The following is a 13674-nucleotide window of genomic DNA, read 5'->3' on the forward strand; positions in this document are numbered from 1 at the left end:
AGCCTCACTTCGCCGGCTGCGCCGCCGGATCGTCATATTGCGGCAGCCCCTGCCCCTGGCTCGAACTCGGCGAAGGCTTAGCTTTCGGCGCGCCCTCCGCCGGCGCGGGCGACTTGCCGCCGACTCCGCCCGCAGGCGATGCCGCCGCGCCGGTCCCTTCTGGCGCGCTCGCGCCTTCGGGCGCCGACGCGCCCTCGTCGCCGTAATCGGGCAGTGTGTCGGCGCCGCCTCCCGTCAGCAGATACTGACGACGCTGCGTGTAGGCGTCGCGCACGAATGCGTACTTGTCGAGCGCGGCCGCCGAGAGCAGATCGGTCGCGCCGATCAGATCTGCGCGCGCGCTCACGAAGTTCAGACCGAAAAGCGGCCAGAGAATCTCAGGCCCCGAGTAGCTCAGCGGATTCACGCGCCAGTCGACGAGCCAGGTCGTGGAATCGCGGAACGAGCTCGGTCCGAGCAGCGGCAGCACCAGATATGGCCCCGACGGCATGCCGTAGTGCCCGAGCGTCAGGCCGAAGTCCTGATGATGCTTCGGCAACCCCGCGGGCGATGCGATATCAATCAGACCGCCGATACCGAACACCGAGTTCATCGCGATACGCATCAAGTCCTGTGTCGCATCGGTGATCTTCAACTGCAGCAGATTGTTCGCGAAGTTGGAGAAATCGCCGAGATTCGAGAAGAAGTTGCTGACGGCCGTGCGGAACGGGCTCGGCGTGTAATCGACATAGAACTGCGCGACGGGCTTCGCGACGTAGGTATCGAGCGTGTCGTTGAACGTGAAGATCTTGCGGTTCATCGGCTCGAGCGGGTCTTTCGGATTGCGGTCCGGGCCGGTCGCGCAACCTGCGGTCGCGAGCGCGCCCGCGATCGCCAGACTTACTCCAATCTTGCGCACTGCACGAGCGGTCAAAGCCGTCGATCCCCACTTCATTCTTCAATTCCTCTTAGGTTGTCATGTCGTCGCGCCGCCCGCAGCTTCGCGCGCTCGGCGGCACGCACTTTGCGCGGCTTGCCCATCAATACGGGCTGGAAAACCACGGCGCCGATCAGCGTGCAAAGCAGCGACAGCACCAGCAGCCGTCCCATGCTGGACGTCCCCGGATGATGGGAGAACCACAGGCTGCCGAATGCCGTCGCGGTCGTGGCCGCACTGAACATAACGGCATGCGTGAGGCTGGACTGTAGCAGCCGCGTCTGGCCGGAGCGCCACGCCATCACGAAATAGATCTTGAACGCGACGCCCACGCCCAGCATCAGCGGCAACGCGATGATGTTCGCGAAGTTGAGCGGCATCCGGAAGACGACGCACAACTCCAGCGTGACGATCGCGGAAACGAGCAACGGTACCAAAGTTCGCAGAACGTCGCCAAAACGGCGCAAGGCGATCCACAGCAGCACCGCGATCGCGATGAGCGAGTAGAGCGCCGCCTGCTGGAACGCCTTGATGATCGTTTCCGCCGAATGGCGCACGGAGATCGGCCCGCCGATCGCATCGGGCGCGGCCTTCTGCACGGCGTCGGCGAAGCGCGCGAGCAGCGTATCGTCGCTCGGATCGACGCCCGCCGGAACCTTCGGCGATACATCGACGAGCGCCTTGCCGTCCGGCGTCACGAACGACGCCACCATCTGCGGCGGCAGCGTCGCGCGCGTGATTTCCGTCGGCGTGAGCAGCGCGCGCAGTTGCGCGAGCGCGAGGCGCAGCGGCTCGGCCATGGCGTGCTCGGCGCGGTCGCGGGTCGCGGCGTCGGCCTGAGCCAGTTTCGCGAGCGTCTGCGACAGGTGCTTCGCTTGCTGGTCGCCGGGACCGGGATGCTCGTCGGCGGCGAGGGACAACTGGCTCGACAGGCGCTTGAGCGCCGCGACGCGCACTTCGTCCGTCACCGGCGACGCGGTCGGCTGATCGAGCGCCGGCAAAAGCTGATCGGCGGCCGCCTTGATGAGCGCGAGCTTCCTGGGCTGATCGGCGGGGATGAGCGACGAGAGCGTCGTCGCGCGGTCGACTTCCGGGAGCTTTTCCAGCTTCGCGGCGATGCGGTCGGCGTCGGCCAGCGACGGCGCCAGTACTGCGACATCGTTCACCGCGCCTTGGGGCGAATCCTTGAGCGAGGTGAGCGTTGCCATCGATTCGGTGTGCGGGTCTTTCAGATGCAGCGGATTGAAGTCGAAGCGCAGATCGAAGAGCAGCGGCAACGCGCCGATCACGACCACGAGCGTGCCGATCAACACGGGCTTGCGATGCTTGTCGAGGAATTCGTCGACGGGCGCGAGCACCGGAAAACCCGGCGAATGCGCTTCGCCCGGCGGCGCGAACACCTTGATGAGCGCGGGCAGCAGCGTCATGTTGGTCGCGTAGGCCACGAACATGCCGACGCCCGCGATCAGCCCCAATTCCGACACGCCGCGATACGCGGTCGGCAGAAACGAGAAAAAGCTCGCGGCGGTCGCGGCGGCGGCGAGCGTGAGCGGCACGGCGACATGGCGTGCGGTTTCCGCGAGCGACACATCGAGCCGCTTGTGCCGGTAACGCTCTTCGCGATACTTCACGCCGAACTGAATGCCGAAGTCCACGCCCAAACCGACGAACAGCACCATGAACGCGACCGAGATCATGTTGAGCGCGTGGACCATCATGAGGCCGAGCGCGGCGGTGATCGCGAGTCCCACGAAGAGCGTGATGAGCACCGCGAGAATCATGCGCTTCGAGCGCAGCGCGACCCACAGAATGGTCAGCACGACGAGGAAGGTCAGCACGCCGTTGAGTACGGCGCCGTCCTGCACGGACGCGAATTCTTCGTCGGCAAGCGGCTGCGCACCGGTCAGATGGAGCGTCGCGCCGTATTTCTTGTCGATGCCGAGTGCCGCCGCTTTCGCGCGAATCTCATCCGAGGTGCCCGCCGCCGCCTTCAGCGCATTGAAGTCGAGCTCGGGCAGCACGGTGACGAACGCGCGCCCGGTCGCATCGCTTTTCGACCCATCCGCCAGATCGCGCCACGAGAACGCGGCGGGCTTTTGGCTAAGCACACGGTCGAGCACGGTCGCGCTTTTGCCGAGCAGGTTGGCCATCTGACCGAGATTGACCTGCCCGAGCGTCAACGGCAGATTGAGCGTGGTGTTGAGCGTCTGCGCAAGCCCGGTGAGCGTCGGGTCGTGCGCGAGCGCGTTGATGAGCGGGCGCGCCTGCACCAGTTGCTTCGTGGTCTCTTCGACCTTTTCGGTCGGCAGATAGAGCAGGCCGTCGTGCTCGAAGAACGCGCCGCCCTGCGGCTGCGACACCGACTTGAAGCGCTCCGGCTCCTTTGCGAGCGCGGCGGCGAGTTCGTTCGCGGCGGCATCGGCGAATTCCTGGCCAGGCGCCTCCACGACGATCAGCAGCGTTGCGCCGCGCTGCGGAAACGCCTCGTCGATGGCTTTGCTGCGCGCGGCCCATTCGGGCTCGGTCTCGATCAGCTGACTGACGTCGGTGCTGATGCGAAAGTGCTGGACGACATAAATCGTGGACAACACGCCGAGCAAAAGCGAAACGGCGATAATCCACGCCGGGCGGCGGATGGCGAGTGTGACGAAGCGGGTAATGTTGGACGTCAGCATGAAGACGCTACCTGTGTGTCCTGTTATCTTTGCGCGTGCGAACGCGCGGATTGCATGATGCCGACCGCCGGATTCCGAACCATGTCCGCAAGACACGCGGTGTGCCGCGCAAGTATAGCGGGCGCGCCGGAACACTCCGTGCTTGAACTGTTGCGGCGCTGCGGTGTCGATATACTGACCCCGCAGCCATCCGGCCGCTCCCGCGACGTCCGAAGGCCACGCGACCCGCGCCACCAAACCTGATCAGAGAACGGGTGCCATGAAACACTATCTGTCTGTTTGCTTCGCTTTCCTCCTCGCCTCCATGTCCTTCACGGGCGAGGCGCTTGCACAAACGAGTCCCGATGCCGTCGTGAAGAACGCCGTCGAGGGCACCGTCAACGCGATGAAGGCCGACCCGCAGGCGCGCGGCGGTGACATGGCGAAGATCACGCAGCTCGTCGAAACGCGCTTCCTGCCCGCCACCGACTTCCAGCGCACCACGCGCATCGCGGTCGGCAAGGCCTGGGCGAGCGCCACGCCCGAGCAGCAAAAGCAGCTTTACGACCAGTTCCAGACCTTGCTGGTCCACACCTACGCGGCATCGCTTTCGCAGTTGCGCGATCAGGACGTGAGGTTCAAGTTCGATGCGCCCACCATCGACGCCAACGCGAAGGACACGGTCATCGAATCCCACGTCATTTCCACGGGTGGCGACAATCCCGTGCGCTACCGTCTGCAAAAGACGCCGCAGGGCTGGAAGATCTACGACATCGACATGATGGGCGCATGGCTCATCCAGGTCTATCAGCAGCAATTCGCCGGTCAGTTGCAAAAGGGCGGCGTGGACGGCCTCATCAAGTTTCTCTCGGAGCACAACGCCCGTTCCGCGGGCTGAATTCTCCCTTCCTCCGACAAGGCCGGGCTTCAGGTTCGGCGGTGCTCCACCGCGTACTTGATCAGCTCGGCCTGCCCGTCGATATCCAGTTTGCGCTTCAAATTCAGTCGATGCGTCTCCACCGTGCGCACCGACAGCCCGTGCTGTTGCGCAATCTGCTTGCTGGACAAGCCTTCGGCTAGCGCATCGAGAATGTCGAGCTCGCGCGGCGTCAGGCGTTCGTGCGGCGTCTGCATCGACTGTGCCTGGATCATGCGCGCGGCGAGCCCCGCGCTGAAGAAGGTCTTGCCGGCGAGCACCGCGTCGATCGCCTGGATGATCTCGGCGGAAGGCGAATCCTTCAGCACATAGCCGCTCGCGCCCGCGCGCACCGCCTGCTTCACGTATTCGACGTTGTCGTGCATCGACAACATCAGCACGCGGATGCCCGGAAAGCGCTCGTGAAAATGCGCCGCCAGTTCTATGCCGGTCATGCCCGCCATGCCGACGTCCATCAGCGCGAGATCGGGTGGATTCGACTCGTCGGCGGCGAGCGCGAGCGCTTCTTTCGCGTTGCCCGCCTCGCCGATCACGCGCAGGTGCGGCACGGAGTCGAGTCGCGCGCGCAAGCCATCGCGCACGAGCGGATGGTCGTCCACGAGAATGATGCGGGCGGATTCAGCGCTCATCGGAGTGTCCCTGAAAGTTCGGTGCGGCGAGCGGCAGCGGCACCGTCGCGGTAATCGACGTGCGGCCGAGCTGCGAACTGATCGCGAGCGCGCCGCCGAGCGTGTCGAGCCGTTCGCGCATGTTGCGCAGGCCGACGCCGCTCGCCGGGCCGGAGAGCGCGTCATGGGCGTCGAAGCCGCGACCGTTGTCGGTGATGTCGAGTGTGACGGCATGCGTCGCGATATCGAGCGTAATCGCCGCGCGCGATGCCTGCGCATGCCGCGCGATGTTGGTCAGCGCTTCCTGCGCGATGCGGAAAAAGACGGTGTTGACGGGATCGGGCAACGGCGTGTGTTGCGTCGCGGCAGACGCGCTGTTTCCCGTTGCTTCGAAACGCACTTCGATGCCGTCCTGACCGTCGAGCTCGCGCGCGAGTTGTTCGAGCGCGGCGGCGAGGCCGAGATCGTCGAGCATCGCGGGCCGCAGCGCGTGCGAGATGCGGCGCACTTCGCGCAGCGTGCCGGAGAGACGGCCGAGGCTCGTCGCGAGCGCGGCTTCGGCCGTCGGCTCGCGCGCCGCGCCACGCTCGAAACGCGCGAGCGCCGATTCGAGCAGCAGCTTCACGGAGACGAGCATCTGACTGATGCCGTCGTGCAGCTCGCGCGAAAGTCTCGCGCGTTCCTGCTCCTGCGAGTCCACGACCTGCCGCGCGAGGCGCTTCAGCTTCGCGTCCGCGCTGCGATGTTCGCTGATATTGAGCACCGCGCCGCACACGGCGATGATCGCGAGCGCCGCCAGCGCGATCGCGCCGATCCACATCAGCGTGCGGTCGATGTTCGCGGCCGCCCGCGAATCGATGCGCGCGAGCGTCGTTTCGACATCCTCCAGATAGATGCCCGTGCCGATCATCCAGCCCCAGCGCGGCAACGGCACGACATAGCCGAGCTTCGGCGCGAGCAGTCCGGTCGACGGCCGCCGCCACACGTAGCGCACGTAGCCGCCGCCCTTCGACGCCTCCTGAATGAGCTGCTGGATCGTCAGCGCGCCGTTCGGATCGCGCATGAGCCAGAGATCGCGCCCGACGAGATCGGGCTGGCGCGGATGCATCAGCGACGTGCCGCGCATCGTATAGACGAAAAAGTAGCCGTCCTGGCCGAAGTCGAGCCGTTGCAGCGCGTCGAGCGCGAGGCGGCGGCGCTCGCCGTCGCTGCGCGGATCGGTCGCGGCCGCGTCGTAATACGGCGCGATCGCGCTCATCGCGATTTCGACGTAATGCCGCAGCTCGATTTCCTTGCTCGACATATAGGCGGCCTGCGTGGTCTCGTGCTGCGCTTCTGCGAGCGATTCCGCCTGCTGGCGCACGCCGTAGGTGATCCCGCCGATCGCCAGCGCGAACGGCACGATCGCCAGCAGAAAGACCTTGGCTTTCAGATTCATCGACACAGGGCAGGGTTTTCCGCTACGTGAAGCCACGTAGCGGGCATACGTAGTTATGCGCTTGTAAGCGTTCGGGCGAAAGCGAATACTACCGCCCAATGCGCTATCACGGCGCATCCATCGACTGAACGGTCAATAACTAAGGAGACGCCATGAATCGGGCTTCCGGATTCCTGGTCTGGATCGCGCTCGCGCTATTGGGCGCGTTCGCATTCGGCACCATCGCACTCGCGCACGGCGAGCGTATCAGCGCGCTATGGATCGTCATCGCGGCGGTCTGCGTGTATCTCATCGCTTACCGGTTCTATTCGCGCTTCATCGCGGGCAAGGTGCTGCAACTCGACGGCCTGCGCATGACGCCCGCCGTGCGTCACAACGACGGCCTCGACTACGTGCCGACCAACAAGTACGTGCTCTTCGGCCACCACTTCGCGGCGATCGCGGGCGCGGGCCCGCTCGTCGGCCCGGTGCTGGCGGCGCAGATGGGCTACACGCCCGGCATGCTGTGGATTCTCGCGGGCGTCGTGTTCGCGGGCGCGGTGCAGGATTTCGTCGTGCTGTTCATTTCGACGCGCCGCGACGGCCGCTCGCTCGGCGATCTCATCAAGATGGAGCTCGGCACCGTGCCGGGCGTGATCGCACTCTTCGGCGCGTTCCTCATCATGGTGATCATTCTCGCGGTGCTCGCGCTGATCGTCGTGAAGGCGTTGACAAATTCGCCGTGGGGCACGTTCACCGTCGCCGCGACGATTCCGATTGCGCTCTTCATGGGCGTCTATACGCGCTACATTCGTCCGGGGAAAATCGGCGAAGTGTCGATCATCGGCTTCATCGGCCTGATGCTCGCGATCGTCTACGGCGGCCAGGTCGCCGAATCCGCGACGCTCGCGCCGTACTTCACGTTCACCGGCGTGCAGCTCGTATGGATCCTGATCGGTTACGGCTTCGTCGCGTCGGTGCTGCCGGTGTGGCTCCTGCTCGCGCCGCGCGATTATCTGTCGACGTTCCTCAAGATCGGCACGATTCTCGGCCTCGCGATCGGCATTCTGATCGTCGCGCCCGAGCTGAAGATGCCGGCCTTCACGAAGTTCGTCGATGGCTCCGGTCCGGTCTGGGCGGGCAACCTGTTCCCGTTCCTGTTCATCACGATCGCGTGCGGCGCGGTATCGGGCTTCCATGCGCTGATCTCGTCGGGCACGACGCCCAAGATGATCGACAACGAAGTCAACATGCGCTTCATCGGCTATGGCGCGATGCTGATGGAATCGTTCGTCGCGATCATGGCGCTCGTCGCCGCCTGCGTGATCGAGCCGGGCGTGTACTTCGCGATGAACAGCCCCGCCGCGCTGCTCGGCTCGACGCCCGAAGCGGTGGCGCAGACGGTTTCGAGCTGGGGTTTCGCGCTGACGCCGGACATGCTGACGTCGACGGCGAAGGCGGTCGGTGAGACGACCATCGTCGCGCGTGCCGGCGGCGCGCCGACGCTCGCGGTCGGCATGGCGCAGATTCTTCACCAGGTGATCGGCGGCCCCGCGATGATGGCCTTCTGGTATCACTTCGCGATTCTGTTCGAGGCGCTCTTCATCCTGACCGCCGTCGATGCGGGCACGCGCGCCGGCCGCTTCATGCTGCAGGACTTGCTCGGCACGTTCCATCCGGCGCTGCGCCGCACGGAATCGCTGCCTGCGAATTTGACGGCGACTGGGCTGTGCGTCGCCGCGTGGGGCTACTTCCTGTATCAGGGCGTCGTCGATCCGTTCGGCGGCATCAACACGCTGTGGCCGCTCTTCGGCATTTCGAACCAGATGCTCGCGGGCATTGCGCTGATGCTCGGCACCGTCGTGCTGTTCAAGATGAAGCGCGAGAAATATGCGTGGGTGACGCTCGTGCCGACCGCCTGGCTGCTCCTCTGCACGTTGACGGCCGGCTGGCAGAAGATTTTCGACGCCAATCCGAAGGTCGGTTTCCTCGCGCACGCGGGCAAGCTGAAGGAAGCGTTCGATGCGGGCAAGGTGTTGGCGCCGGCGAAGTCGCTGCCGGAGATGCAGCGCATCATCTTCAACGATTATGTCGATGCGGCGCTTTCCGGGCTGTTCATCTTCGTGGTGCTGAGCATCGCGGTCTATGGCGTGCTTGCGGTGCTGCGCGCGCGTCGCGAATCCAAGCCGACGGTACGCGAAACGCCGTTCGAAGCGATGCCCGCGGGCGCTTCGGCCGCGGTGCGCTCGGGCCGTTGATCGAGGAGCGATGACGATGTTCAGCGACCTTCGACAAGCAGGACGGTATCTCGGCCAGACGATGCGGCTGATGGTCGGCATGCCCGATTACGACGCGTACGTCACGCACATGCAGTCGACGCACCCGGACAAACCGATGATGAGCTACGCGGAGTTTTTCCGCGAGCGGCAGGAGGCGAGGTACGGAAGCGGGGCGGGGAAGTGTTGTTGACGCAGCGCTGCTGACTTGCAGACGAGGACGCGACGGTGATGAGCCGTCGCGTTTTTTTTTAATTCTGAAGTGCGAAATGTCGCTTTTGCCTATTTCATCTGGACGAGGGTAAAATGACTATCGTCACGTGACCAGGGTCGATATCATGACTGTCAAGCGAGTTTCAAAATCGGATTTCAAGGCGAAGGCGCTCGAATACTTCCGACTCGTTGAATCGACAGGAGAACGTATGATCGTGACAGACCATGGAAAGCCCGTGCTGGAAATACGGCGATATGAGAATTCAACGCTCACGCCGCTGGAGGAATTGCGCGGCAGTGTGTTGTTTTGCGAAGACGCTTTTGAGCCCATTGGAGAGGACGATTGGGAGGCGTATAAATGATCGTGCTGGACACGCACACGCTTCTATGGTGGCTCGGCGGAGGGACGCTCAGCAAGCAAGCGAGTGCCGCGATCAAAGCGGAATCGGGCGAAGACGGGGAGATCGTCGTTTCCGCCATCAGTGCGTGGGAGATCGCGCTACTGGTGAGACGAGGCAAGATAAGATTATCGATGGACGTCAGCGATTGGGTGGAAAAGGTCGGTCAAATCGACGCCGTGCGTTTTCTGCCGGTCGACAACAGCATCGCCATCAGGTCGATCGATCTACCCGGGCATTTTCACAACGACCCTGCAGATCGTGTAATCGTCGCGACGGCGCGCGCGCTATCTGCGCCGTTGGTGACCAAAGACAAGTTGATCCGCAAGTACGAGCACGTCAAGACGATCTGGTGATCGAAACAAAAAGGGCGAATGACCCAAAGCCATCCGCCCTTTCTTCGATTCACTCAGCCGAAGCTCAACTCACCGCCGCCGCCGCCTTCGCGCCTTTACCCTTTTGCGCGCGTCCGATCTCTTCCAGCTTGATCTCGACATGCTTCGAGAACACGAACTCGGCCGGGCGTTGCTTGTCGATCGGCAGTTCCTTGGCGAACGCGCCCGTCGTGCGCGGGCCCGACAGCGCGATCTTCGCAGCCTTCAGCGGATGCGCGACCGTGTCCATCACGGCGGTCGCCTCGAAGCCGCAGTGGACCATGCAGTCCGCGCACTTTTCGTATTTGCCCGTGCCGTACTTGTCCCAATCGGTCGTTTCCATCAATTCCTTGAAGGTCTTGACGTAGCCTTCGCCGACCAGATAGCACGGCTTCTGCCAGCCGAACACCGTGCGCGCCGGGTTGCCCCACGGCGTGCACTGGTACGTCTGATTGCCCGCAAGGAAGTCGAGGAACAGCGTCGACTGGCTGAACGACCAGTTCTTGCCGTTGTTGCCGCGCTTGAAGATCTCGCGGAACAGATTCTTGGTCTTGTCGCGATTCAGGAAGTGCTGCTGATCCGGCGCGCGCTCGTAGGCATAGCCCGGCGACACGGTGATGCCATCGACGCCAATCGGCCCGAGCGTGTCGAAGAACTTCGCGACACGTTCCGGCTCCGCGTCGTTGAACAGCGTGCAGTTGATGTTCACGCGAAAGCCACGGCGCTTCGCTTCCTTGATGGCCGCGACGGCCTTGTCGTAGGTGCCCGGCTGCGAAACCGAGTGATCGTGCGCCTCGCGGTCGCCGTCGAGGTGCACCGACCAGACGAAGTACGGGCTCGGCTCGTAATCGTCCATCTTCTTTTCCATCAACAGCGCGTTCGTGCAGAGATACACGAACTTCTTGCGCGCCATGATGCCCTTCACGATCTGCGGCATTTCCTTATGCAGAAGCGGCTCGCCGCCCGCGATGGAAACGACCGGCGCGCCGCACTCGTCGACTGCGCCGAGACATTCTTCCAGCGACAGGCGCTGATTCAGGATCGGGTCCGGATAGTCGATCTTGCCGCAGCCGTTACACGCGAGATTGCAGCGGAACAGAGGTTCCAGCATCAGCGCGAGCGGATAGCGCTTGGTGCCCGTGATGTGCTGCTTGAAGATGTAGGCGCCAACGCGGGCCTTCTGGAGCATCGGGATAGACAATTGCGTCCTCTCCTTATTCTTCGCGAATCGCGGTTGCCGCAACGGCGGCGACCGGCTGGGTGAGCTTCGCGGGGAGTTTGAATTCGACCTTTTCCTCGCGGCCGTTCATCGTCGTGACTTCGACGTTTCCGAACGCGCGCAGGGCATCGATCACGTGTTTGACCATTTCCTCGGGCGCCGAGGCGCCTGCGGTGATGCCGACGGTCTGCACACCGGCAAACCATTCCGGCTTGATTTCCGAGCCGTCCGCGACGAGGTAGCTCGGCACGCCGCTCTCGGCGCCGATCTCCCGCAGACGGTTCGAATTGGAACTGTTGGTCGCGCCGACCACGAGCAGCACGTCCACCTGACTCGACAGCTCGCGCACCGCGGCCTGGCGGTTTTGCGTCGCGTAGCAGATGTCGCGCGTGTCCGGCCCGACGATATTCGTGAAGCGGCGCTGCAGGGCATCGATGATGCCGCGCGTGTCATCGACCGAGAGCGTGGTCTGCGTGACGTAAGCGACGGGCGTGTCGGGCGCGAGCGTCATCTTCGCGACCTCGGCTTCGCTCTGCACCAGCACCACGACGCCCGGAATCTGCCCAATCGTGCCTTCCACTTCGGGATGGCCCGCGTGGCCGATCAGAATCAGCGTGCGCCCCTGCGATACATACTGACGGCCTTGCACGTGAACTTTCGTGACGAGCGGGCAGGTGGCGTCCAGCACATCGAGACCGCGCGCCTCTGCGTCTTTCTCGACGCTTTGCGCGACGCCGTGCGCGCTGAAGATCGCGACCGCGCCGTGCGGCACTTCATCCAGCTCTTCGACGAACCGTGCACCCTTGCTGCGCAGATTGTCGACGACATGACGGTTATGAACGATCTCGTGACGCACATAAACGGGTGCGCCATGCCGTTCGAGGGCCCGATCGACGATTTCGATCGCACGGACCACACCCGCACAAAAGCCGCGGGGTTGAGCAAGGATGATACGCATATTCGAACGAACTCCGACTGACGCGGGTCTCGGGTTAGCCGGCGCGAAACTCGCACTTTCCCGATGATTCGCCCTGAACGACACTGGGAGACGTTCGAAAGCTGGGGAAAGCAGACCGGAAAAAACGACACGGTAGTGTCGGTCTGCGCGCCGAAGTTGACCGCGTATTCTAGCGCGTTCCCTTTTTGGGTGCTCAATGCCTGTTTCAATTGGGAACGCGGCGTCACGCGTGCAAATACGGCGATTCGCGGAACCCAGTAAACTGTCGGACGGCTTCGGGCCGCAAGCTGCGCTATTTTCGCGGCCCGGGGCCGCCCAGCGGCCTGCCGGACAGGACTTCGGTGCCTTTCCGGCGCGGTGTATTTTTCGCGCAGCGCTACGGGCGACAGCGCTCGATGCACGGCGCCCGCTTCATCGCATCCCAAAATTCGAGTGGCCGGATCGCGCTTTCCGGTCACACAACTGTTTACACGCTAACCGTTTTTTTTCATGTTACTGATCGCCTGGCTCTCTTTCCTGATCTGGATCGTGCTGCTTTTTGCACGCGGCGGCTTCTGGCGCGCGCAGCCCGCGCCGGCATTGTCCGATACGACGATCCACGCCGTCGGCAACGCCGAGATCGCGCGGCGCGGCGCATGGCCCGCGCTCGTCGCGGTCGTGCCCGCGCGTAACGAAGCCGATGTCATCGGGCGCGCGGTCGGCTCGCTCTTGAAGCAGGACTACGAGGGCGCGTTCCATGTGATCGTCGTCGATGACCACAGCACCGACGGCACCGCCACCGTCGCGCTCGCCGCCGCCCGCGAGCTCGGGCTCGAAGACCGGCTGACCGTGCTGACCGCTCAGCCGTTGCCGCCGGGCTGGTCGGGCAAGGTGTGGGCGCAGTCGCAGGGCGTCGGCGCGATCGATACGCTCGGCCTGCCCGCCGAATTCCTGTTGCTGACCGACGCCGACATCCACCATCCCTCCGACGCCGCCACGCAGCTCGTCGCGCGCACGATTCTGGAAGACCGCGATCTGGTCTCGCTGATGGTGCGTCTGCGCTGCGATTCCCTTTGGGAAAAGGCGCTGATTCCCGCATTCGTGTTTTTCTTCGCGAAGCTGTATCCGTTCGCGTGGGTCAACGACGCGAAGAAGCCGACCGCGGGCGCGGCGGGCGGATGCATGCTCGTGCGCCGCTCGGCGCTGGTCGAAGCGGGCGGAATCGAATCAATCCGCCAGGAACTGATCGACGATTGCAGTCTCGCCGCGCGCATCAAGCACCGGGCGGCCCGCAACGACGCGCGCCCGATCCGCCTCGATCTCGCCGAGCGCAGCGAATCGCTGCGTCCTTACGACAACTGGCGCGAAATCTGGAACATGATCGCGCGCACCGCGTTCACGCAGTTGCGCTATTCGCCCTTGCTGCTCGCCGGCACCGTGCTCGGCATGGTGCTGATTTATCTCGTGCCGCCCGTTTTCGCGCTGGCGTTCGGCGCGCGCGCGTGGCCCGCGTGCGCGGCTTGGGCGTTCATGTGCATCGCGTATGGGCCGATGCTGCGCTACTACCGCAGATCGCTGTTGTGGGCGCCGCTTTTGCCGCTCGTCGGCTTGTTCTATGTCAGCGCGACGATCGGCTCAGCCGTGCGTTACTGGAGCGGGAAAGGCGGGCAATGGAAGGCGCGCGTGCAGGCGCCGACGCAGGAAGGTTCGTGACATACTTGGGCG

General features: G+C 64.1%; 12 protein-coding genes. 6 read left to right on the plus strand and 6 right to left on the minus strand.

The window, feature by feature from the left end; all coding sequences use genetic code 11:
* Positions 1-4 precede the first annotated feature (4 nt).
* Both AWB75_RS19855 and hpnN read right to left on the minus strand, forming a co-directional pair.
* A complete protein-coding gene (locus tag AWB75_RS19855; protein WP_061125798.1) occupies positions 5-934 on the minus strand; it encodes an MlaA family lipoprotein in 930 nt (309 codons plus the stop codon).
* Positions 931-3591: a hopanoid transporter HpnN gene (gene hpnN, locus AWB75_RS19860; protein ID WP_061125799.1), complete on the minus strand. Its 2661-nt coding sequence runs from the start codon at positions 3589-3591 to the stop codon at positions 931-933. The genes AWB75_RS19855 and hpnN overlap by 4 nt, the downstream gene beginning before the upstream one ends.
* Before the next feature lie 259 nt (positions 3592-3850).
* On the opposite strand from hpnN, the gene AWB75_RS19865 reads away from it, so the two are divergent.
* Positions 3851-4468 carry an MlaC/ttg2D family ABC transporter substrate-binding protein gene (locus AWB75_RS19865; RefSeq protein ID WP_061125800.1) on the plus strand — a complete coding sequence of 206 codons (618 nt, stop codon included), beginning with the start codon at positions 3851-3853 and terminating at the stop codon, positions 4466-4468.
* 29 nt (positions 4469-4497) lie between these two features.
* On the opposite strand, the gene AWB75_RS19870 is transcribed toward AWB75_RS19865, so the two are convergent.
* Together AWB75_RS19870 and AWB75_RS19875 are read right to left on the minus strand one after the other, a co-directional pair.
* Positions 4498-5136 carry a response regulator gene (locus AWB75_RS19870; RefSeq protein WP_061125801.1) on the minus strand — a complete coding sequence of 213 codons (639 nt, stop codon included), beginning with the start codon at positions 5134-5136 and terminating at the stop codon, positions 4498-4500.
* A complete protein-coding gene (locus AWB75_RS19875) occupies positions 5126-6553 on the minus strand; it encodes a cache domain-containing protein (protein WP_061125802.1) in 1428 nt (475 codons plus the stop codon). Before AWB75_RS19875 ends, AWB75_RS19870 begins: the two co-directional genes overlap by 11 nt.
* A 152-nt stretch (positions 6554-6705) precedes the next feature.
* Here AWB75_RS19875 and AWB75_RS19880 point away from each other — a divergent pair, with 152 nt between their 5' ends.
* The 4 genes from AWB75_RS19880 (at position 6706) to AWB75_RS19895 (ending at position 9775) form a co-directional block, all read left to right on the plus strand.
* Positions 6706-8790, plus strand: a complete 2085-nt coding sequence (locus tag AWB75_RS19880; protein WP_061125803.1) for a carbon starvation CstA family protein — start codon at positions 6706-6708, stop codon at positions 8788-8790.
* A 16-nt stretch (positions 8791-8806) separates the two neighbouring features.
* Positions 8807-9001, plus strand: a complete 195-nt coding sequence (locus tag AWB75_RS19885; protein WP_061125865.1) for a YbdD/YjiX family protein — start codon at positions 8807-8809, stop codon at positions 8999-9001.
* Positions 9002-9143: 142 nt separating this feature from the next.
* Positions 9144-9383: a type II toxin-antitoxin system Phd/YefM family antitoxin gene (locus AWB75_RS19890; protein ID WP_407642155.1), complete on the plus strand. Its 240-nt coding sequence runs from the start codon at positions 9144-9146 to the stop codon at positions 9381-9383.
* The gene (locus AWB75_RS19895; RefSeq protein WP_061125804.1) at positions 9380-9775 is read left to right on the plus strand and encodes a type II toxin-antitoxin system VapC family toxin; all 396 of its coding nucleotides are present in this window, start codon (positions 9380-9382) and stop codon (positions 9773-9775) included. Before AWB75_RS19890 ends, AWB75_RS19895 begins: the two co-directional genes overlap by 4 nt.
* Positions 9776-9839: 64 nt before the next feature.
* Here the strand turns inward: AWB75_RS19895 and hpnH are convergent, their stop codons facing one another.
* Complete coding sequence (gene hpnH, locus AWB75_RS19900; RefSeq protein ID WP_061125805.1) at positions 9840-10994, minus strand: adenosyl-hopene transferase HpnH; 1155 nt, start codon at positions 10992-10994, stop codon at positions 9840-9842.
* Between the two features lie 13 nt (positions 10995-11007).
* The gene (gene ispH / locus AWB75_RS19905) at positions 11008-11970 is read right to left on the minus strand and encodes a 4-hydroxy-3-methylbut-2-enyl diphosphate reductase (protein ID WP_061125806.1); all 963 of its coding nucleotides are present in this window, start codon (positions 11968-11970) and stop codon (positions 11008-11010) included.
* A 489-nt stretch (positions 11971-12459) separates the two neighbouring features.
* Here ispH and AWB75_RS19910 point away from each other — a divergent pair, with 489 nt between their 5' ends.
* Complete coding sequence (locus AWB75_RS19910; RefSeq protein WP_061125807.1) at positions 12460-13662, plus strand: glycosyltransferase; 1203 nt, start codon at positions 12460-12462, stop codon at positions 13660-13662.
* Positions 13663-13674 lie beyond the last annotated feature (12 nt).

The sequence above is a fragment of the Caballeronia catudaia genome (assembly GCF_001544755.2).
GTDB classification, from domain to species: Bacteria; Pseudomonadota; Gammaproteobacteria; order Burkholderiales; family Burkholderiaceae; genus Caballeronia; species Caballeronia catudaia.